The following is a 20,070-nucleotide window of genomic DNA, read 5'->3' as shown; positions in this document are numbered from 1 at the left end:
CAAGCTCCCGCAGGATGACGGGGGTGTTAGGCCCGGGCAGGCCTAGAACGCGGTCGCGAGCTCCTGGCGCAGCGTTAGCGACGAGTCGATGAGGCGCTTCGTGTATGGGTGCTGTGGGGTGCGGTACACCGTCTCGGTGTAGCCCGCCTCCACGATCTCGCCCGACTGCATGACGACCACCTGGTCGCACAGGTGTCGCACGACGTTGAGGTCGTGCGACACGAACACGAGCGTGAGCCCGTACTCGTCCACCAAATCGGCGAGCAGGTTGAGCACCTGAGCGCGCACCGACACGTCGAGCGCGCTCACGGGCTCATCGGCGACGACAACGCGGGGGCGGCAGATGAGCGCGCGGGCGATCGAGATGCGCTGGCGCTGGCCGCCCGAGAACTGGTGCGGAAACCGCGTCGCGGCCGACGGCTCGAGGCCCACGGCGACGAGCATCTCGGCGACCATGCGCTTGCGATCGGCGGTCGTCTCGTTGCGACCGCGCACCAGCAGCGGCTCCGAGATGATCTGCTCGACCGTCATGCGCGGATCGAGCGAGCCCATCGGATCCTGGAACACGATCTGCAGGTTCTGGCGCAGCTCGCGCAGCTGGGCTTCCTTCGCCCCCGCGACCTCGTTACCCGCGACGACCGCGCTGCCCGAGGTGGGCTGGTCGAGTCCCGCAAGAATGCGCAGCAGCGTCGACTTGCCCGAGCCAGACTCGCCCACGACGCCCAGGCGCCCGCCCTCGGGTACCTCGAACGAGATGCCCTTGAGGGCGTGTACCTTGGGCGCCGGTTTGAACATGCTCGTCTTGCCGCGCGAGTACGTGCGCACGAGGTCGGTCACGCGCATCACGGGGGCGGTAGAGTTCCCGGTCGCTGAGCTGGCCGGGGTGGCGCTGGCGTCGGCAGGGCCGGTCTCAGCGGCACGTGCCAGACCCGGATCCTGGCCCGTAGCGTGCTGAGCGTCCAAAGCCGCCTGCGCCTCGCCCGCGGTGGGCGGCACGTAGTCCTGGGCCGTCGCGACGGTGAACAATCGCCCGTCTCGATCGGTCGCGTCGAGGTCGGATGCCGCGAGGAGACCCCGAGTGTAGGCGTGCTGGGGCCGGGTAAAGACTTCCTCGGTCGTGCCCTCCTCGACGATCACACCCTGGTTCATGACGAGCACGCGGGTGCACATGTTCGCGACGACCGCGAGGTCGTGAGTGATGAACAGCAGCCCCGTGCCGCGCTCGCGTACGAGCTCGAGGATCAGATCGAGCACCTGGCGTTGCACCGTGACATCGAGCGCGGTGGTTGGCTCGTCGCAGAGCAGGAGCCCGGGGTCGTTGGCGAGCGCCATCGCGAGCATGACGCGCTGACGCTGGCCACCCGACAGCTCGTGCGGGTACGCCTTCGCGGCCTCGGCCGGGCTCGGCAGCTTCACCGCGTCGAGCATTTCAATGGCGCGGCGGGAGGCGTCGGCCTTCGAAGAAGCGAGCTTGTGCAGCAGCATGATCTCGGCGACCTGGTCGCCCGCCCGCATCAACGGGTTGAGGGCGGTCAACGGCTCCTGAAACACCATCGCCATGTCGTTGCCGCGCAACTGCATGAGGTCCTTCTCAGGCGCTTCAAGCAGGTTGCCCTGGTACCCGTCGATCTCGACCGAGCCGTCGGCCGTGACGCCCGCGGGCAGCAGGCCGAGCAGCGCGGTCGTCGTCATGGACTTGCCCGATCCGGATTCGCCGATCAGGCCGATCCGCTCGCCCCGTCGCATGTGTAGCGAGAAATCGCTCACGAGCGTGCGGTGCGGCGTGCGCACGTTGAGGTGGTCGACCTTTAGGAGCAGGTCGTCAGCAGAAGTGCGTGCGGTCATTAGCTACGGCTCCCGTTCAGCTTGGGGTCGAAGCGGTCGCGCAGACCGTCCCCGAGGAGGTTGAAGCCCATTACGGCGATCGCGATCGCGAGGCCCGGCCACACGGCGAGCATAGGCTCGGTGCCGAGGAACTGCTGCGACTCCTGCAGCATGCGTCCCCAGGACGGGGTGGGCGGGGGCGTGCCGAGGCCTAGGAAGCTCAGACCAGCCTCCGCGAGGACTGCGAGCGCAAACGACACTGAGGACTGCACGACCACGATGCCGATGATGTTGGGCAGCACGTGGCGCAGCGCGATCCGGAATCGCGATTGGCTCGCGGCCCGGGCCGCGAGAATATATTCGGTGCTCATGACCTGCAGGGTGCCGGATCGCGCCACGCGAGCGAAGCCAGGAATGGTGGCGATGCCGATCGCGACCATCGCGGTGAGCGTTGAGGCACCGAACACCGCCGAGAACATGATGGCCAGCAGCAGCGCGGGGAACGCGAGCGCGATGTCGGAGGTGCGCATGATGACCTCTTCGATCCAACCACCGCGAATGCCGGCGAGGATGCCGAGCGGGGTGCCGATGAGGATCGCGATGCCGACCGAGATGACGCCGACGAAGAGCGTGATGCGTGCGCCGTACAGCATTGCCGAGAACACGTCGCGGCCGTACTTGTCGGTGCCCATGAGGTGCGCGAAGCTCGAACCCTCGAGGCGCGCGGCGGGGTCTGCCTGCACGGGATCGTAGGGGGTCCAGATGAATGACAGGACCGCTGCTGCCGCGACGAGCCCGATCAGTACGATGCCGATGATGAGGGTCGCCGAGAGTTTCTGGCGACCCGGGCCGTCGGCGTCCTTGCGGCGTCCGGTCGAGGCACCCCCGGGCGCCTGGATTGCGGTCGTGCGTGGGGCCTGGACCGGGGGAATGGGAACCTGCTGGGTGCTCATGGTTAGGCGCTCCTTCGCAGACGCGGGTCGACGATCGTGTACAGCAGATCGACGATGAGATTGAGGATCAGCGTGATGGCGACGAGCACGATTACGACCGACTGCACGGTGAGCAGGTCGCGGTTGCCAACGGCATCAAGCAGCATGGATCCGAGGCCGGGAATCACGAAGACACGCTCGATGACCACGGCGCCGATAATGAGTGCGGCGATCTGCACTCCGGTGACGGTGATGACGGGAATCGCGGCGTTGCGCAGCCCGTGCTTGACGAGCGCACCTGACTTTGACAGGCCCTTGGCGCGGGCGGTGCGAAGGTAGTCCTCGCTCATCACCTCGAGCACGGCGGAACGCACGTAGCGTGTAAGAATCGCGCCCTGCACTGACGCGAGGGCAACGACGGGAAGAATGAGGCGGCGAATGAAGTCACCGAAGTCCTCGGACGGTGCCGTCCAGCCGTTCGCGGGGAGCCAACCGAGGCCCACGGCGAAGACCATGACGAGCAAGATACCGGCGAGGAAGCCGGGAATCGCAACGCCCAGCTGTGAGCCGACGCCGATGAGCGCGCCCGAAAAGTTGCGGTGCCTCACGGCGGCCCACGTTCCGAGCGGGATCGAGATGAGGAGCGCGACGGCCATCGCGGTAAGCACGAGGATCAGGCTGACCTGCAGCCGGTCGATGACCATGGGACTGATGTCCTGGCGTGTCAGGTATGAGGTACCGAAGTCGCCGCGCAGCAGACCGCCGAACCACTCGAAGTACTGCGCGAAGAGTGAACGGTCGGTGCCGAACTCCTTGCGGGTCTGCTCAAGCAGCTCGGGGGTCGCGTTCACGCCGAGCGCGATCTGTGCCGGGTCGCCCGGAATCAGTCGCATGAAGAGGAACACGACGACCGTGGCGACAAGGAATGTCACCGCGAACCTCGCGAGGTTAATCAGAATCCGTATGGCCATGGGTTCCTCTGTGGTGGGGCCGCGCTGGGCGGGAGCGGTGGTGCGTGGTGCGTGCGGGGGGTCTCGCGGTGGTGCAGCTGGGGCAGCGGCGAAGCCGCTGCCCCAGCGATCCGGAGCTTACTTCCAGCTCAGGTCAGTGAGATCCAGCGCCTCGATGATGGCGTTCTCGGGGAGGCCCTCGAGATTGGCCTTCGCGACGACGATGTTCGGGAAGAGGAACAGCACGCCGCTGGCGGCATCTTCGACGATCTGGCGCGAGACCTGCTTCATGCCGTCCACGTATCCGGCTTCGTCGGCCGCGTCGGCCTGCTTTGCGATGGGCGCGATCTTGGAGTTGTCGTACCCGATGTAGTAGTTCGGGTCGTTGAACACGGTGAGCATGTCACGCGCCTCAACGGCCAGAACGGTGGTCATCTGGTAGTCATGCTTGGTGAAGACCTCATCGAGCCAGACGGCGGGGAACTCAGCGGACTTGATGTTGGCCGTGATGCCGACGTCCTTGAGCTGCGACACGACGATCTCGCTGACGGCCTGCGCGTAGGGGCGCGTGGGCACGGTGTACGAGATCTCGAGGTTCTCCTGGCCGGCCTCCTTGAGGAGCTTCTTGGCCTTCTCAGGGTCGTATGGGTAGACGTCGTTCAGATCCTCGTAGTACGGATCAGTGGGCGTCGCGAAGGTCGCGACGAGTGAGCCGTAGCCGTTCCACGCGGTGTCAATGATTGCCTGCTTGTCGAGCGCGTAGAGCACCGCTTGGCGCACGCGCACGTCATCAAACGGGGCGGCCTGGTTGTTCATCGACAGCGACACCTCGCCGCTCGAGGTGCCCTCGATCACCTTGAACTTGTCATCGGATTCGAACGCAGTGAGTAGCTCGGGGGCCTGCAGATTGACGATCGCGTCGACGTCGCCGGTCTGCAGCGCGTTGGTGGTGGCTGTTGCGTCGGCGAAGTACTTGAGCGTGACGCTCTCGACGCCGGGAGCTTCGCCCCAGTAGTCGTCGCGGGTGTCGAGCACGATGCTCTCATTGGGAACCCACGACTCGACAGTGTAGGGGCCGGTGCCAATGGGGGCGTTGGCAAGGTCGTCGACCCCGTCGGGTGAGAACATCGCGCCGACCGGGGTCGCGAGGCTGAAGAGCCAGGCGTTCGAGGGGGTACTGAGGGTGACCTTCACTTCGGTGTCCGATACGACCTCGACGCTGTCGACGACATCCATCTTGGCCTTGAGGCTCGAGACCCAGTCGCTCTTGACTCGGTCGAAGCTGAACTTCACGTCTTCTGCGGTGAAGGGATCACCGTTTGAGAAGGTGACACCCTCCTGCAGTGTGAACGTGTAGGTCTTGCCGTCGGGGCTAATGGTCCACTCCGTAGCGAGCGACGGGACGATCTCGCCCGCGTCGTTAAGCTGCACGAGGCCCTCGTACACGTTCGACATCATCGCCTGTGGGATCGCGGATCCGGCGGTCGTGGTGAAGTCGAGGTTCGTGGGCGGGCCGGTGAGCGCGATCGTCGCGCTCGTGGGCGTGTCGCCGCTGTTGCCTGAGCCACCCGAACTGCTGGCGCCTGCAGAGCAGCCTGCGAGGCCGAGTGCTGCGGTGACTGCGATCGTTGCGGTCAGCAGGAGGGGATTCTTACGACGCATCATTGCTTCCTTATTGGTCTGTGGGTCTCTGAGGGAGAAACGCCTGTGCACGTTGCGGGCGGCGGTGCCTGCTCGCCTCCTCGGGGCCGTCATGTGTGGTGACTGCCGATACTCAACCGCAGAGATTGTTGATCCCTGGATCTGATCAAGCGTATTGCCGAGGTGGCTCTTCAGTGTTCTCAGTGGTGGCTTCGTGCACATGAAGATTTGAACCAGGATACATGGTAAGACCACTTAACGTCACGCTAGTATCGGGAACAATCAGATCACGCCCCACAGAAACGAGCTCAGGTTGACCACGCCCCACAGCTTTGCCCCGGCGGTGCCCGTGCATACGTACGAGCGCATTGTCGACCAGATTGAGCAGGCGATCGTGTCGGGAGAGATTCCGGTTGGCTCGCAGCTGGCGAGTGAGCGTGACCTCATGGTGCAGTTCGGCGTGAGCCGGCCGACCGTGCGCGAGGCGCTGCGCATTCTGCAGAGCATGGGGCTGCTTGAGTCGCGCCCGGGCACCCGTGGCGGGCCCGTCGTCCTCTCGCCCTCATCCAAGGCGCTGTCGCGCTCCTTTCGGGCCATGATCGGCACCGACGCTCTCGATATCGCCGACCTTATGGAGTACCGCGTCGTGCTCGAGGGCACCGCGAGCAAGCTGGCCGCGCTGCGCCACGACGATGCCTCACTCGCGCGCCTGCGCACCGCGATCGAGCGCATGGAGCGTGAAGCCGAGGGCAACGCCGACAGCTTCGCCGACGCAGACCTCGAGTTTCACGAGGCGATCTGGGCCGCGAGCGGCAACGAGGTGCTGCGCATGAGCGGCCAGGCCGTGTCGGGCGCGCTGCGCGGCATCATGCAGCGCGACGCCGAGGGCGATCACCACGACAACCGCGTCAAGCTCGCCTCTGCGAAGATTGACCGCGGGCTGTTCGAAGCGATCGCGAGCCGCGACGCCACACTCGCCAGCCGGATCGCGCGGCGTGCGGTCGCCGACCGCTTCGCCCCGCTGCTCGGGGACGAGGGGCGCCGCGCGCTCGAGGCACTCGCGGAGTAGGGATGCAGCGCAGCCACGGGCACCGACGCCCGGGCGCACGGCTTACCTTTGTGGCCGTGCGAATACCGCGAGCGCCGCGCACGCGGCCGCTACGGCGATGGCAAACACCGTTACGGCCGGGGTCAGGCCCAGCTCTTCGGCGAGCAACCCGAGCCCGATGACGGGAAGCGCGCTGCCGAGATAAGTAACCGTATAGATCGCGTTGACCGTAGAGGCGTGGCGTTCGGGCTCGACTGCGGCGGTCGCCGCAGTGAACGCCGCCTGGAACGCGATGCCCTGCCCTATGCCGGCCAGCGTGCTCGCCGCGACCAGAAGCACGCCACTGTGGAGCGGGCCCGCGGCGGCCACCCCGACGAGTGCAGCGGCGAGGGCGATGAGCCCCACGCGTACCAGCCACTCACCACGCAGCGGGACGAGCTGGGTGAGGGCGGAAGCGGCGAGCGTGACCGCGGCGAGGAGCCCAATGCCGAGGCGCGAGTCGGCGCCCGCAATGCTCGCAAAATGTGTGGGGGCGAGCGAGAGGCAAAAACCAAAGACGGTGAAACTCAGGAATCCGGTTGCAGTCGCGGTTCGGAACGTGCGGAGGGAACGTGAGCTTGGGGTCAGCTGGGGGAGGTGGCCAGGTGCTTCGGGGAAGTGTTCGGGGGCGTCCGCGAGCGCAAGGGTTGGCGTGGCCATGCGTGGCACGCACTCCCGGTGCGGCGCGACCAGCAGGATCACGGGCACGAGCACCACTAGGGCCGCCGCCACCACGAGATAGGGCAGCACGAGCGGGTCGGTGAGAAACCCGATGGCAGGCGACTCCGGCGAGTCAGCCGTCGACGTGCTGGAAGATCCTGCGCCGGCGAAGGACAGCGCCCCGCCCAGAATGGGCCCGACCGCCACTCCGCCAGAGGTGGCCAACAGGGTGACGCGGCCCACAAGTGCGGGGCGATCGGGTGAGAGGGCGCGCAGGGCACCTGATCCGGTGCCGGTGGCGCACGCGATCGCCACGCCCTGTACCGCCCGCGCGACGCAGAACCAGCCGAGCGTCGGTGCGAACGCGAGCCCGGCTGTCGCGAGCGCCGCGGTGGCGACGCTCGCGAGCAGCACTGTGCGTCGGTTCGCGGTATCAGTGAGGCGCCGCGACGCCACCAGACCCGCGATGAGCGCCAACACATAGCTCGAGAACGCGAGGGCGGTGCCGAGCGACGACATGCGCAGCTTGACCTCGAGTAGCGAAAACAGCGGGGTGCTGAGATTGGCGCTCACGAGTAGCACGAAGAGAGTGGCCGCAGTCACGAGCATGCGGGAGCGGGGCCGGATCGGCGTGCGGGGGAGTGTCGGTGGGTCGGATCGAGTGGATGATCGGTGGAACGCGGGGGTGGTGCGCAAGTTAAGATCTCCTTCGCGGACGCCGGGGTGAGGCGGCCGTGCATGCTTGCGGGGTGCTGCGAGCTGTGCGGTATGCCTCAGGGATGTCTGTGGCACAGGAAAAGTACATCGGGTTCGCGCGTATTGAGCAAGTGGTAGGTTGCAGATTGATCAATATGATCAATGTCGGTAATCTCGAATCATCAGAAGGTGGTCAAAATGAGCGATCTAGATGCAACCGACCGCAAAATCCTCGCCGCGCTCGACGATGACGGCCGGATGCCAACTGCCATGATCGCAATGCGCCTCGGGCTAGCTCGTGGCACTGTGCAAGCGCGACTCGAGAAGATGCGCGAATCGGGGGTCCTCCGTTTGCACAGTTCCCGGGTGAAACCGGCGGCGCTCGGTCGTCCTGTCGCGGCGAGTGTGCAGGTAGAACTGGACCAGCATCAGATCGCTGCGGCGATTGCGGCGCTGGCGAGCATTCCTGAAGTGCTCGAGTGCTTTGCGCCCGCGGGTAACACAGACCTGTTGCTGCGGGTGGTAGCGAAAGACCCCGACGACCTGTATCGGGTGAGCGAAGAAATTCGGCTATGCCCCGGTATCAACCGCACATCAACGAGCTTGTTTCTTCGAGAAGTGATCGCATACCGAGTAACTGGATTGCTTGCAGAAAGTCAGTAGATAGTTGGTTCTTTCTGAGCGTGAGCGGAGTTGCCTGAGGTAACTCAAACCCATCGGGTGCTAGCGTAGCGAGGGTTGTACATGCATTTCGACGTCCTATGGGGAGGCCACCACATGCGCAGAGAAACCCGAGCAAGATTCAGGCGGGGTGTTGCCGTGCTCGGCGTCTGCGCGTTCATTGCTGGCATGGCGGTCACGCAGCAGGTGCAGGCGCCCGCCGCCCAGGCAATTGAGCTCGACCTTCCCACCTGGGAAGACGTTGAAGCGGCCAAGAAGAACCAGAAGCTCGCAGACAAAAAGGTCAAAGAGATCGAGGCGCTCATCGCCGAGGGTGAGAAAGAGCTCGATCGCCGCCGCAACATGCATGCCACGACGATCGAGGAGCTTCGCGACGCTGAGGTAGCTCTCGCGGAGGCCTCAGACAAGGCCAACACCCTCAATGAAGAGGCCGAGGCGAGCCGTGTCGAAGCAAAAGAGGCGGCGGATCGTGCGGGCGTGATCGTTGCGCAAATGTACCGCTCGGGCGGTGTTGACCGCAGTATGGAACTCTTCCTCGACTCAGATGGCAGCACCGCAGACGCGCTTCTCGAGCGCATGGCCTCGATGTCGAAGGCGACTGAGCGTAACTCGCAGGTTTCAGAGGCAGCCGAGCAGGCAGCCAACAACGCCGACTCCCTCGGTAAGCAAGCGAAGACTGCTGAGGCTCTGCGTGAAGAACTACGGCTCGACAAGCAAGAAAAAGAGAACGCTGCGGCCATCGCCGTAACGTCGCAGGGTGAGCTCGTCGCAGAACAAGAGCTGCAGCAACGCGACCTCGAAACGAAACTCGAGGCGCTCAAGGACACCACGTCGAAGACGATCGACGGTTACAAAGAGCGGCTGCAAAAAGAGGCAGAAGAGCGCGAGCGCATACGCAAGGAGGCCGAAGAGGCCGAGCGCCGCCGCCAGGCCGAAGAAGAAGAGCGTAGGCGCCAAGAACAAGAAAACAACAACACTGGCACCCCGCCGCCCACGTCGCCGCCGCCGCCCACCGGGCCGCCGACTACACCGCCCAGCACGTCGAATGGTTGGGTGTACCCAACCTCGAATTACTGGGTTTCAGAGGGCTACCGCAGCCCCGGGCGTTGGAACCACACTGGCATCGACCTCGCTACGGGATGTGGCACACCCATCGTGTCGGCAGCGCCGGGCTACGTACGCCTCGCCTACTGGGATAGTGGAGGCGGCGGCAACATGGTCACCGTCGACCACACGAACGGCTGGCAGACGCGCTACGCGCACATGATTAGCTGGGCGATTGTGGCGCCGGGTCAGTGGGTCGACGCAGGCCAAACGGTCGGGTACGTTGGCACGACCGGCGCGAGCACCGGCTGCCATCTGCACTTTGAGATGATTCCGGGGCAGCACGACGGTTGGTACGGGTTCGTGAACCCCGCCGATTACATCGCGTTCTGGTAGAACGCACGCAAAAGGCGCCGAGAGAGCTGCTCTCTCGGCGCCTTTTGCGTGCCCCAGGGGCCGAAGTGCGCGTTACTCCTGAGCTGCGAGGCGCTCCTGTGCCTCGACGATCAGCTGCTCGGCGTCTGCCGCCGAGCCCCACGCGTCAACCTTGACCCACTTGCCGGGCTCGAGGTCCTTGTAACGCTCGAAGAAGTGCTCGATCTCCTTGCGGGTGTACTCGGGAATGTCTGCAACATCCTGGATGTGGCTCCAACGGGGATCCTTCACCTGCACAGCTACGACCTTGTCGTCGCCACCAGCCTCGTCGCTCATCTTGAGCACGCCGACGGGGCGCACCTTGACTCCTACGCCGGGGAATACGGGGTAGTCGAGCAGCACGAGCACGTCGAGCGGGTCGCCGTCTTCGCCGAGGGTCTCCTCGAAGAAGCCGTAGTCGGCGGGGTACACGAACCCGGTGTAGAGCACGCGGTCGAGGTAGACGCGCCCCGTCTCGTGGTCGATCTCGTACTTGTTGCGGCTCCCCTTAGGGATCTCGATGACGGCGTCGAACGCTGCGGTCATTGGCTGCTCCTTGCGTAAATGATTGCGAGATAATGCTGAGCCCAGAGTACCCGAAGCGGGCCAGGGAGGCTGGCCGCCCGCAGGTGTAATAGCTTGCGCCCGTTTAAAACCGTGTTCCGGATCATGCGCAGCGACGACCAGCGATAGCGTAGACGGCATGACCGAGCAGGCGCGACCACCTCAACCGTTGCCCAATGGGCGGCCTGGAGCACGCACGTTCGGACCCGAGACGATGGCGACGCGGCGTGCCGTGCGGCGGGCGCTCGCACCGCTGGCCGGGCAGCACCGGCGGGCGGGCGGCGGGCCCGACGAGTGGCCGCTTGTGCTGGTTGGGCTCTCGGGCGGGGCAGATTCGCTGGCGCTCGCCCTGGCCGTAGCCTACGAAGCACCCCGCGCCGCCCTGCGTGCGGGGGCTGTGATCGTGGACCACGGACTCCAGGTGGGCTCGGCTGAAGTTGCACGGACGGCCGCAGCGCAGGCACGGGCCATGGGGCTTGATCCGGTGCTGATCGAGCGCGTGAATATTGCCGCCGATGCCGCCGGAGGCCCAGAATCAGCCGCGCGCAGTATGCGCTACGCGGCGTTTACGCGCGTGGCAGAGGACGTGGGCGCCAGCAGCGTGCTGCTAGCGCACACGCACGACGACCAAGCGGAACAGGTGCTTTTGGGACTGGTGCGCGGCAGCGGGCTACGCAGCCTCGCGGGGATGCCGGTGTCACGCCCGCTTGCGCGGCCCGTCGTACACACGGAGGCGGGGTCAGGCGGTTCAGGCTCAGCGGTGTCGCGCTACCTCCTACGTCCGTTCTTGCTAGCGGCCGAGGATGGCGCTACTCCTATCACCCGCAGTGTGACCGAGGCGGCCTGCGCAGACCAAGGTGTTGAGTACTGGCGCGATCCGCACAACAGTGACGCGAGCTTCGCGCGCGTGCGGGTGCGCGAACGGGTGCTGCCGCTGCTTGAGGCAGAACTCGGGCCGGGCATCGCCGACGCGCTCGTGCGCACCGCCCAGCTAGCGCGCCAGGATGCAGACGCCCTCGACGCGATCGCCGCTGGGCAGGTGCGCGCCTTGCTGGCTAATGCTGGTGCTGGTGCTGCCGAGGTTGACGACGCAGACCTGCTTGCTGTTTCGGCGTTCGATTTGAGTCTGCTCGATGGGCCCGTGCTGCAACGCGTGGTGCGGGGGCTTGCGCGCGCAAGATTTGGAGTTTCGCTCGAGCGAGTTCACACGCTCGCTGTGGTGAGCCTCGTTACGGCCTGGACCGGGCAGGGAACAATCAGCGTTCCCGGCATTGCGGTCACGCGCAGGGCTGGCATGCTTTACTTTCAGCGCCAAACCACCTCCCCAAGGCGCGCCTAGCGAATTGCGGGCCGGGCCAGCTGCACACAAACAGGAGATCTGCGCTCGTGCAGGATCAAATCCGCGTTTTAGTCCTGCACGAGCGCAGATCTCCTGCACGAGCGAGTCGCAGCATCCACCCCCGCAATCTCGCCTGTAGGAATTACCCAGCGTGCAAAACCAGGTCGGCGGTAAACTACAGCGCATGGACGTTGAACACCTGGGTGACGATCTCACCGAAGTACTGCACACCGAGGCCGAGCTACACGCGCGGCTCGCCGAGATGGCGCGCGAGATCGAGGCAGACTACGCCGACGGCCCGCCCCCGCTTCTCGTGGGCGTGCTCAAGGGTGCGGTCATGGTGATGGCCGACCTCGCACGCGAGCTGCGCTTCCACGCGCAGATGGACTGGATGGCCGTCTCGTCGTATGGCGCGGGCACCAAGTCGAGCGGTGTCGTCAAGATTCTTAAGGATCTCGACGCCGACATTTCTGGCCGCGATGTGCTGATCGTTGAAGACATCATCGACTCGGGGCTCACCCTGTCGTGGCTGAAGGAAAACCTCGAAAGCCGTGGCGCGAAGTCGGTGCGCATCTGCACGATGCTGCGCAAGCCGAAGGCGCTCAAAGTGGACGTCGATGTTGCGTACGTCGGCTTCGATATTCCCGTCGAGTTTGTGGTCGGTTACGGCCTCGACTATGCAGAGGATTACCGCAACTTGCGCGACGTAGCGATTCTCGCGCCGCACGTTTACAGCAAGTAGCACGAACGCGGGGGCGGCCTTGCGCCGAGAGCGTACATCCGCCCCCGCGGCAGTACGGTGTCAGCGGTATTAGCTACGCTTACACCTGCACCCCGCGTACCCGAAAGGCGCTGACTTGGCAGAGAATTCACCGAAGAGCCCACCTAAGAAGAACAAGCTGCTGCGCGGCCCGCTGGTCTATTTGATCTTGGCGCCGCTCATCGTGCTGCTGGGGTGGTCGCTGCTTTCGGGCGGTAACGTGCGCGAGGTACCCACCGAACAGGGCCTCGAAATGCTCGCTGCGGGCGACGTGAAGAAGGCCGAGATCGTTGACGGCGATCAGCGCGTCAACCTTGAACTCACCAAGGCAGACAAGAAGACCGGTGCAACCGAGGTCTACTTCTACTACGTCACGCCCCGCGGTCCCGACATCGTGAAGGCCGTCGACGACGCCAAGATCAAGGACGGCTTCACCGACCAGGTGCCCCAGCCCAATCCTGTGTGGTCGCTCGTCGGGTTCATGCTGCCGCTGCTTCTCATCGGTCTGCTGATCTGGTGGATGCTGTCGTCGATGCAGGGCGGCGGCCGCGGCGTCATGCAGTTCGGCAAGAATAAGGCCAAGCTCGTGTCGAAGGAGACCCCCAAGGTCACGTTCGCAGACGTCGCCGGCGCAGATGAAGCGGTCGAAGAGCTGCACGAAATCAAAGACTTTCTGCAAGACGCGTCGCGGTTTCAGGCCGTCGGCGCACGCATTCCCAAGGGAGTGTTGCTGTATGGCCCTCCCGGCACGGGTAAGACGCTGCTTGCACGAGCGGTGGCGGGCGAGGCTGGCGTGCCGTTCTACTCGATCTCGGGCTCAGACTTTGTCGAGATGTTCGTGGGCGTCGGTGCAAGCCGCGTGCGCGACCTCTTCAAAGAGGCCAAAGCAAACGCCCCCGCCATCATCTTCATCGATGAGATCGACGCTGTCGGCCAGCGCCGCGGCCAGGGGATGGGTGGTGGCCACGACGAACGTGAGCAGACCCTCAACCAGCTGCTCGTTGAGATGGACGGCTTCGACCCCAAGACCAACGTGATCATGATCGCGGCGACGAACCGCCCCGACATGCTTGACCCAGCCCTGCTACGCCCGGGCCGTTTCGACCGACAGGTGGGCGTCGACGCTCCCGATATGCCGGGCCGCCTCAAGATTCTGCAGGTGCACGCCAAGGGCAAGCCGCTATCGAAGAACGTCGACCTTGAGGTTGTCGCGCGCAAGACGCCCGGCTTCTCGGGCGCAGACCTCGCGAATGTGCTCAATGAGGCCGCGCTGCTTACCGCGCGCTCGAACGCTCAGCTCATCGACAACCGTGCCCTCGACGAGGCCATCGACCGCTCGATCGCTGGCCCGCAGCGTCGCACCCGCGTCATGAAAGACCGCGAGCGCCTCATTACCGCCTACCACGAGGGCGGGCACGCACTCGTGGCGGCAGGCCTCAACCACACCGACCCCGTGACCAAGATCACGATCCTGCCGCGCGGTCGTGCGCTGGGCTACACGATGGTGATTCCACTCGAAGACAAATACTCGGTGTCGCGCAATGAGCTGCAAGATCAGCTCGCCTATGCGCTCGGCGGCCGCGTTGCCGAAGAGCTCGTGTTTCACGACCCCACCACTGGCGCCGGTAACGACATCGAGAAGGCGACGAGCACAGCGCGCAAGATGGTCACCGAGTACGGTATGTCGTCGTCGGTGGGGCCGGTGAAACTGGGCGAAGCGCAGCCCGGTGCGTTCATGGGTGAGTTCGGCCAGAGCCGTGACTACTCCGAGGGCCTCGCCGTCACCATCGACGCCGAGGTGCGCGCCCTGCTCGAGCAGGCGCACAACGAGGCGTACGAGGTGCTCGTGCAAAACCGCGACATTCTTGACAACCTTGCGCACGAGCTGCTCGAGAAAGAAACGCTCGACCACAACCAGATTGCCGAGATCTTCCAAGGCGTGCAGAAGCTCGCGCCGCGTCCCATCTGGCTGTCTCACGACGACCGACCCGTGTCGACGAGGCCTCCCATCGAGGTGCCCGCCAACGTGCGCACCGACGGCCCCGCTGTCGACCTGTCGGCTCTCGACACGAAAAATGGTGACCAACAAGATCCTGAGGCACCCGTAGCTTCCGAAACAACGGAGAACTAGGCGTGGCACCCATCGAAGTGATGGGCGTGCTCAACGTCACGCCTGATTCATTTAGTGACGGCGGCAAATACGTCGACGTTGAGACGGCCGTGCGGCGCGGTGAACAGCTCATCTCGCAGGGTGCGACCTTCGTCGATGTCGGCGGTGAGTCAACGCGGCCGGGCGCAGAACCCGTGAGCGAAGACGAAGAGGCCGCACGGGTGCTACCCGTGATTCGGGCGCTCGTCGAACGCGGCATTCCCGTCTCGATCGATACGATTCACGCTTCGACGGCCGAGGCCGCTGCTAGTGCGGGGGCCGCGTACATCAACGACGTGTCGGGCGGCACCCACGACCCGCGCATGTGTGCTGTAGCGGCGCTCGCCAGCCAGGGGCACGGCACCAAGTTCATCATCGGACACTGGCGCGGTATTCCAGACCTGGCGCACCACCGCTCTGAGTACACCAACGTCGTCACTGAGGTGCGCGACGCGCTTGCCGGGCTCGCTGGCAAGGCGATTCGCGCGGGCGTCGATCCGGCCCACGTGATCATCGACCCGGGTCTCGGGTTCGACAAGACCGACGCGCAGTGCTGGCAGTTGCTCGCGCAACTGCCAGAGCTTGCTGCGACAGGTTACCCCGTGCTCGTCGGTGCATCGCGCAAGCGCATGCTGGGTGAGATGCTGGGGGGACTCCCCGGCGCGGTGACCGCCCATATCGACGCCTGCGAGACCCACGAGCGCGATCTCGCTACCTCTGTGGTGAGTGCCTTTGCGGCGCGCGCGGGCGCATGGGGGGTGCGCGTACACGACGTCGCGGGAACGACTCAGGCCCTCGCGGTCGAGGCTGCGTGGCGCGCCGCGAGCGTCGCGGCGGTGCACCCCGCGGGGGGAGCTGGCCAGGCAACAGCCGGGCTGCGCGACCGCATCACGCTCACGGGTCTTGAGGTGTTCGCGCACCACGGCGTGTTCGACTTCGAACGCGAGAACGGTCAGAAGTTCTTGATTGACGCAGAAATCGCGGTCAACCTGCACCAGGCCGCGGCGGGCGACGCGCTCGGTGAAACGGTGCACTACGGTGAACTCGCCGATGCCATCGTCGAAGCGGTGAAGCGTGATCCCGTCGATCTGATCGAGACGGTGGCCGAGCGGATCGCCGACGTCGCCCTGTCATTTCCGGGCGTGCGCGAGGCCCGCATCACGGTCAATAAACCCGATGCACCCATCAGCCACCCGTTCGAGAACGTATCTGTGACGGTCGTGCGATGATCGCCCAGCTCGCCCCCGTGCTCATCGCGTTTGGCGCCAACCTCGGCGACCGCGGTGAGACGATCGACGCGGCGGCACGCGCACTCGCGTCTACCGACGGCATCTCTGGCGTCAAGCTGTCACCGCTGCGCGAGACGATCGCGGTGACGCTTGAGGGCCCAGATCCCAGCGCGCCCCGCTACCTCAACGCGGTCGCCCGCGCGACCACGACCCTCGGCCCGCACGAGCTGCTCGACGTGATGCAGCGCATCGAGCACGAGCAGGGCCGCGTGCGCGACGTGCGCTGGGGTGCACGCACGCTCGACCTCGACCTGATTCTCTACGCGGGCCGCGTCATCAAGGATGAACGCCTCGAGGTGCCGCACCCGCGCGCCCACGAGCGCGACTTCGTGCTCTCTCCCTGGCTCGCGCTCGAACCGGGCGCGGTGCTTATGGGCCACGGCCGGGTCGCCGATCTGCTCGCGCGCATAGGCGATACGACGCAGCCGCTCTCGGCGGGTTTTGATCCGGATCATGGCTAATCACCCGAGCCCACAGCACCAGCCGTTCGCGCCGCTGATCGTGGCGGGCGCGGGGCTTGTCGCCGCGCTGCTCGTGCAGTGGGGGCTCGCCCGCAGCGGGCAGTCGCCGCTCGTGCCCCCATACAGTGTCGCGATTGCCCTCGTGGCGATCGCGGCCGTGCTCATCGTGTTTGGGCTACGCATTAAGCGAGCCGTCGCGAGCGAGAAACGCGCGGTCGACCCGTTTCTCGCGGTGCGCGTGCTGGTCGCCGCGCGAGCGGGCGCCCTGGTGGGAGGCGCGTTTGGTGGGTTTGGTGCAGGCCTGGTGCTGTCGCTTGTGGGGCGTAGCGTGCCGGCACCCGCGACGGTCTGGTTGCCGATGGCCGCTGTTGGAGGCGCGGGTCTCGCCCTGCTCGTGTGCGGTTTGATTGTTGAGCGCTGGTGCCGGGTACCACCGGGCGACGGTGACGAGACACGCGCGAGCGACGACGGTGAGACCGGGCCAGAGTCTCAGGCGGCCTACCGTCGCCCGTAAGCTGGTGCGGTGATGAATGAAGAACACCACGTAACCCGCGACAATTGGACCCGCGTATCGACCAAGTACGCCTGGGCTGACCTGGCTATCAACCTGCTACTCGTAGTCGCCGTTGCGATCGTGTTCACAGTAGTGCTGCTGAACGCGGGCGACGAAGCCCCGCTGCCCGTGTTGATCGGCCTGCCCGTGGGCATTGTCGCCCTGTTCGTGAACGCACTGCTCGCGTTTCGGCGCGTGCGGGCGATTGGCTACATTCTGCGCGAAGACGACCTGCTGTTTCGCCGCGGGATCATGTTCGAGCGCATAGTGGCGGTGCCCTACGGCCGGCTGCAACTCGTCGACGTGACACGCGGCCCGCTGCTGCGTGCGCTCGGTCTATCGACCCTCAAGTTTGTGACTGCGTCGGCTGCCACTGGTGTGCAGCTACCGGGTCTCGCAGCCGATGACGCAGAGGAACTGCGTGACAAGCTTGTCGCGCTCGCCGAGATTCGGCGGTCTGGCCTGTGACCGGCGCAGAAACTGAGACCGCATGGCGGCGCATGCACCCGTTCTCGCCGCTTCTGCGCGGCGGGCTCGCGCTGCTCGTCATCGCGGGCATCATCATCGGCAACTTTCGCGACCGCATCATCGACATTTTTGTCGGTGAGAAGTTGTGGAACAGCGATGAATACAACGAGATCCCCTCGGGGGCGCAAGACCCACTCGGGTTCATCGCCGAGCGAGGGCTTGTGCTCGTCGCGATGGGGGTCGCGCTCGCGATCATAGCTTTGATCATCTTCTTCTCGTGGATTGGCTGGCGGTTTTCGACCTATCGGGTCACAGGCGACGCCGTTGAAGCACGCAAGGGCGTCGTGTTTCGTAGCCACCGGCGGGCTCCGCTCGAGCGCATTCAGAGCGTCAACCTGCAGCGGCCGCTGCTCGCGCGGGCACTGGGGCTCACCAAGATCGAGATCGTGACGGCGGGTCAGGGCGGCAAAGTTGAACTCGCCTACCTGAGCTTTCAAGATGCGAAGGCGGTGCGTGAAGACATTCTCGGTCGGGCGGCGGCAAAGCGTGGCGGCGCGCAGGTTCAAGATGAACACGCCGCCGAGGCGAATCAGCCGCTTGAACAAGCGATCGAACAGGCAGCTGAACAGCCCGCCGACCAGTCCGCCGACCAGTCCGCCGACCAGCCGGCCACGGGGGCACCCTCGGTAGCTCCCGCGCAAGCTCCCGCGCAAGCTCACGCGCAAGCTCCCGCGCAAGCTCCCGCCCAGTTCGGCAGCGCAGCGTTCGACGCGGCACTTGTGGCGAGGGCCAACGATTTCGTCGACTTCGACATCGACCCGAAGGCGGTCACCGAGAATACGCTCGTGCGCGTGCCCGTGGGCCGGCTTGTCGGGAGCATCGCGCTGAGCTGGGAAGCGGTGTCGCTCGTGGCAGTCGCGACCGCGTTGATCGTTGGCGCCGCCACAATCGAACCGGTTATGGCGTTTGGCCTCTTTCCCATGGTGATCATCACCGCGAGTATCATCATCAGCCAGTTCAACAAGGGCTTCAACTTCACGCTGTCGCGCGGGCACGACACGATTCGCACCGGCGCGGGCCTCACCTCGACGGTGACCGAGACGATCCCGTTTGGCCGTATTCACGCGGTCGAAGCGAGGCAGCCGCTGCTGTGGCGGAGGCTGGGGTGGTGGAAGGTACGCGTCACGACGGCGGGGCACTCGGTGTCGCAGGGCGGGCAGAACGCTGCACAAAATGTGGTGCTGCCCGTGGGATCGATCGATGACGTGCTGCGCGTGTTCGCGACGCTGCTGCCGGGCATCGGCGAAGACCCGCGTGAGCTCGAAGAGCTGCGTGAGGGCCTCGTCGGCCAGGGCGAGGGCTACCTGGGGGCGGGCCCGCGCGCCGGGTGGGTGCTCTGGTTTGGCCGCCGCCGCTCGGGCGTCACGATCGGAGACGCCCAGGCACCGCACGCGACGCTGCGTATTCGCCGCGGATTCTTGACCCGCTCACTGGGTGTGATGCCCGTGCTGCGGGCGCAGTCAGTGCTCTTCCACCGGCCGCTCGTGCACCGCATGCTCGGGCTCGCGACACTGCAGGCGCACACGGTGCTCGGCCCCGTGCTGATGCAGGTGCGCGGTGTCGAGCTGCAGGCCGCCCGCGCGATGTTTGACGAGTTCGCCGCGTGCGTGCTGCGCGTGCAAAACTCAGAGGCGCGAGAAATTGCCGAGGCGCGTGCGAGTAGCCAGCCCGCCCAAACAGCTCCGTCGCCCGAGCCTCCAGTAACCCACCATCAGGAGTCACACGATGTCAACGGTGAGTGAATCACGTCTCGGCGTCGGAGTCGTGGGCGCGGGGCGTGTCGGCCCCGTGCTGGCACGTGCCCTCGCGGGCGCGGGTCACGCGATCACCGGCATCAGCGCGATTAGCGCCGAGAGCCGCGAACGGGCCGACGTGATGCTGCCGGGCGTGCCCGTGCTCGAGGTCGCAGAGGTGGTGCGCCGCTCTGAGCTTGTGCTGTTCGCGATTCCGGGCGACGAACTGCCCGCGCTCGTGTCGGGGCTCACTGCGACCGGCGCGTGGCAGCCCGGCCAGCTCGTCATTCATACGAGCCCCGAGCACGGTTACGGCGTGTTTGCGCCCGCAATGGCGGCGGGCGTGATTCCGCTTGCGCTGCACCCCGCGCTCAAGTTCACGGGCACGAGCCTTGATCTCACGCGGCTCGCGGGCGCCTCGATCGCCGTCACGGCCCCCGCCCCGGTGCTGCCCATAGGCCTGGCGCTCGCGGTCGAAATGGGCGCCGAGCCCGTCGCGATCGCCGAGGCCGACCGTGCGGCCTACGCCGACGCGGTCACCGCGGCCGGCGATCTCGTCGGCGCGGTCGTGCGCCAGGGCCTCGACGCGCTGCGCGAGATCCGGGTCGAAGACCCCGCGCTGCTGCTTGGGGGTCTCGTGCGCGCGGCGCTCGAAGAAGCGCTCGCAACAGGATCCGGATCATCGCCAGACGCCGGGGGCGCCCCCGGCACGGGGCTCGAAGCGCCCTAACCCAGCCAGGCTCGCGTAGGATGGATCGGTATGCC

Annotated in this window: 18 protein-coding genes; 12 read left to right on the top strand and 6 right to left on the bottom strand. The window is 65.8% G+C overall.

Annotated elements, in window-relative coordinates; translation table 11 throughout:
- Nucleotides 1–42 precede the first annotated feature (42 nt).
- From ACXR2T_RS03770 to ACXR2T_RS03755, 4 genes are all read right to left on the bottom strand, one after another.
- Nucleotides 43–1,845, bottom strand: a complete 1,803-nt coding sequence (locus ACXR2T_RS03770) for a dipeptide ABC transporter ATP-binding protein (protein WP_458813782.1) — start codon at nt 1,843–1,845, stop codon at nt 43–45.
- Entirely contained in the window at nt 1,845–2,777 is a 933-nt protein-coding gene (locus ACXR2T_RS03765; RefSeq protein WP_458813780.1) for an ABC transporter permease, read from the bottom strand. Before ACXR2T_RS03765 ends, ACXR2T_RS03770 begins: the two co-directional genes overlap by 1 nt.
- A gap of 2 nt (nt 2,778–2,779) precedes the next feature.
- Nucleotides 2,780–3,727, bottom strand: coding sequence for an ABC transporter permease (locus ACXR2T_RS03760; protein ID WP_458813778.1), 948 nt, complete (start codon nt 3,725–3,727; stop codon nt 2,780–2,782).
- A gap of 117 nt (nt 3,728–3,844) precedes the next feature.
- Nucleotides 3,845–5,371, bottom strand: coding sequence for an ABC transporter substrate-binding protein (locus tag ACXR2T_RS03755; protein WP_458813776.1), 1,527 nt, complete (start codon nt 5,369–5,371; stop codon nt 3,845–3,847).
- Between the two features lie 289 nt (nt 5,372–5,660).
- On the opposite strand from ACXR2T_RS03755, the gene ACXR2T_RS03750 reads away from it, so the two are divergent.
- The gene (locus tag ACXR2T_RS03750; RefSeq protein WP_458813774.1) at nt 5,661–6,416 is read left to right on the top strand and encodes a FadR/GntR family transcriptional regulator; all 756 of its coding nucleotides are present in this window, start codon (nt 5,661–5,663) and stop codon (nt 6,414–6,416) included.
- Between the two features lie 42 nt (nt 6,417–6,458).
- Here ACXR2T_RS03750 and ACXR2T_RS03745 read toward each other — a convergent pair whose 3' ends face one another.
- The gene (locus ACXR2T_RS03745) at nt 6,459–7,790 is read right to left on the bottom strand and encodes an MFS transporter (RefSeq protein ID WP_458813772.1); all 1,332 of its coding nucleotides are present in this window, start codon (nt 7,788–7,790) and stop codon (nt 6,459–6,461) included.
- Nucleotides 7,791–7,988: 198 nt separating this feature from the next.
- Here ACXR2T_RS03745 and ACXR2T_RS03740 point away from each other — a divergent pair, with 198 nt between their 5' ends.
- The gene (locus tag ACXR2T_RS03740) at nt 7,989–8,453 is read left to right on the top strand and encodes an Lrp/AsnC family transcriptional regulator (protein WP_458813770.1); all 465 of its coding nucleotides are present in this window, start codon (nt 7,989–7,991) and stop codon (nt 8,451–8,453) included.
- A gap of 114 nt (nt 8,454–8,567) precedes the next feature.
- Nucleotides 8,568–9,911 carry a peptidoglycan DD-metalloendopeptidase family protein gene (locus ACXR2T_RS03735; RefSeq protein WP_458813768.1) on the top strand — a complete coding sequence of 448 codons (1,344 nt, stop codon included), beginning with the start codon at nt 8,568–8,570 and terminating at the stop codon, nt 9,909–9,911.
- A gap of 72 nt (nt 9,912–9,983) precedes the next feature.
- On the opposite strand, the gene ppa is transcribed toward ACXR2T_RS03735, so the two are convergent.
- Entirely contained in the window at nt 9,984–10,475 is a 492-nt protein-coding gene (ppa, locus tag ACXR2T_RS03730) for an inorganic diphosphatase (protein ID WP_458813766.1), read from the bottom strand.
- A gap of 157 nt (nt 10,476–10,632) precedes the next feature.
- Here ppa and tilS point away from each other — a divergent pair, with 157 nt between their 5' ends.
- The 9 genes from tilS (at nt 10,633) to ACXR2T_RS03685 (ending at nt 20,035) form a co-directional block, all read left to right on the top strand.
- On the top strand, nt 10,633–11,832 hold the full coding sequence (gene tilS, locus ACXR2T_RS03725) for a tRNA lysidine(34) synthetase TilS (RefSeq protein ID WP_458813764.1): 1,200 nt from the start codon (nt 10,633–10,635) through the stop codon (nt 11,830–11,832).
- 184 nt (nt 11,833–12,016) lie between these two features.
- Nucleotides 12,017–12,574 carry a hypoxanthine phosphoribosyltransferase gene (hpt, locus tag ACXR2T_RS03720; RefSeq protein WP_458813762.1) on the top strand — a complete coding sequence of 186 codons (558 nt, stop codon included), beginning with the start codon at nt 12,017–12,019 and terminating at the stop codon, nt 12,572–12,574.
- A 115-nt stretch (nt 12,575–12,689) separates the two neighbouring features.
- On the top strand, nt 12,690–14,723 hold the full coding sequence (gene ftsH / locus ACXR2T_RS03715; protein WP_458813760.1) for an ATP-dependent zinc metalloprotease FtsH: 2,034 nt from the start codon (nt 12,690–12,692) through the stop codon (nt 14,721–14,723).
- A 2-nt stretch (nt 14,724–14,725) separates the two neighbouring features.
- Nucleotides 14,726–15,970, top strand: a complete 1,245-nt coding sequence (folP, locus tag ACXR2T_RS03710) for a dihydropteroate synthase (protein ID WP_458837938.1) — start codon at nt 14,726–14,728, stop codon at nt 15,968–15,970.
- Nucleotides 15,967–16,491 (top strand): 2-amino-4-hydroxy-6-hydroxymethyldihydropteridine diphosphokinase, encoded by a 525-nt coding sequence (gene folK / locus ACXR2T_RS03705; RefSeq protein WP_458837937.1) that lies wholly within the window; start codon nt 15,967–15,969, stop codon nt 16,489–16,491. Before folP ends, folK begins: the two co-directional genes overlap by 4 nt.
- Entirely contained in the window at nt 16,484–17,005 is a 522-nt protein-coding gene (locus tag ACXR2T_RS03700; protein WP_458837936.1) for a DUF3180 domain-containing protein, read from the top strand. The genes folK and ACXR2T_RS03700 overlap by 8 nt, the downstream gene beginning before the upstream one ends.
- A gap of 12 nt (nt 17,006–17,017) precedes the next feature.
- A complete protein-coding gene (locus ACXR2T_RS03695) occupies nt 17,018–17,512 on the top strand; it encodes a PH domain-containing protein (RefSeq protein WP_458813982.1) in 495 nt (164 codons plus the stop codon).
- A complete protein-coding gene (locus ACXR2T_RS03690) occupies nt 17,509–19,314 on the top strand; it encodes a PH domain-containing protein (protein WP_458837935.1) in 1,806 nt (601 codons plus the stop codon). Before ACXR2T_RS03695 ends, ACXR2T_RS03690 begins: the two co-directional genes overlap by 4 nt.
- Nucleotides 19,298–20,035, top strand: a complete 738-nt coding sequence (locus tag ACXR2T_RS03685) for a DUF2520 domain-containing protein (protein WP_458813750.1) — start codon at nt 19,298–19,300, stop codon at nt 20,033–20,035. The genes ACXR2T_RS03690 and ACXR2T_RS03685 overlap by 17 nt, the downstream gene beginning before the upstream one ends.
- Nucleotides 20,036–20,070 lie beyond the last annotated feature (35 nt).

Source organism: Leucobacter faecis (genome assembly GCF_054456635.2).
Note: the sequence above shows the minus strand (reverse complement) of the source record. Positions and strands in the feature narration are given on the sequence as shown.

Bases quoted from the DNA above. Each gene is read 5' to 3' on its own strand.
- ACXR2T_RS03695 (WP_458813982.1), top strand. From the start codon at position 17,018: ATGAATGAAGAACACCACGTAACCCGCGACAATTGGACCCGCGTATCG.
- ACXR2T_RS03740 (WP_458813770.1), top strand. From the start codon at position 7,989: ATGAGCGATCTAGATGCAACCGACCGCAAAATCCTCGCCGCGCTCGAC.
- tilS (WP_458813764.1), top strand. From the start codon at position 10,633: ATGACCGAGCAGGCGCGACCACCTCAACCGTTGCCCAATGGGCGGCCT.
- ACXR2T_RS03685 (WP_458813750.1), top strand. From the start codon at position 19,298: ATGTCAACGGTGAGTGAATCACGTCTCGGCGTCGGAGTCGTGGGCGCG.
- hpt (WP_458813762.1), top strand. From the start codon at position 12,017: ATGGACGTTGAACACCTGGGTGACGATCTCACCGAAGTACTGCACACC.
- ACXR2T_RS03755 (WP_458813776.1), bottom strand. From the start codon at position 5,371: ATGATGCGTCGTAAGAATCCCCTCCTGCTGACCGCAACGATCGCAGTC.
- ACXR2T_RS03760 (WP_458813778.1), bottom strand. From the start codon at position 3,727: ATGGCCATACGGATTCTGATTAACCTCGCGAGGTTCGCGGTGACATTC.
- ACXR2T_RS03765 (WP_458813780.1), bottom strand. From the start codon at position 2,777: ATGAGCACCCAGCAGGTTCCCATTCCCCCGGTCCAGGCCCCACGCACG.
- folK (WP_458837937.1), top strand. From the start codon at position 15,967: ATGATCGCCCAGCTCGCCCCCGTGCTCATCGCGTTTGGCGCCAACCTC.
- ACXR2T_RS03735 (WP_458813768.1), top strand. From the start codon at position 8,568: ATGCGCAGAGAAACCCGAGCAAGATTCAGGCGGGGTGTTGCCGTGCTC.
- ACXR2T_RS03700 (WP_458837936.1), top strand. From the start codon at position 16,484: ATGGCTAATCACCCGAGCCCACAGCACCAGCCGTTCGCGCCGCTGATC.
- ppa (WP_458813766.1), bottom strand. From the start codon at position 10,475: ATGACCGCAGCGTTCGACGCCGTCATCGAGATCCCTAAGGGGAGCCGC.
- ACXR2T_RS03770 (WP_458813782.1), bottom strand. From the start codon at position 1,845: ATGACCGCACGCACTTCTGCTGACGACCTGCTCCTAAAGGTCGACCAC.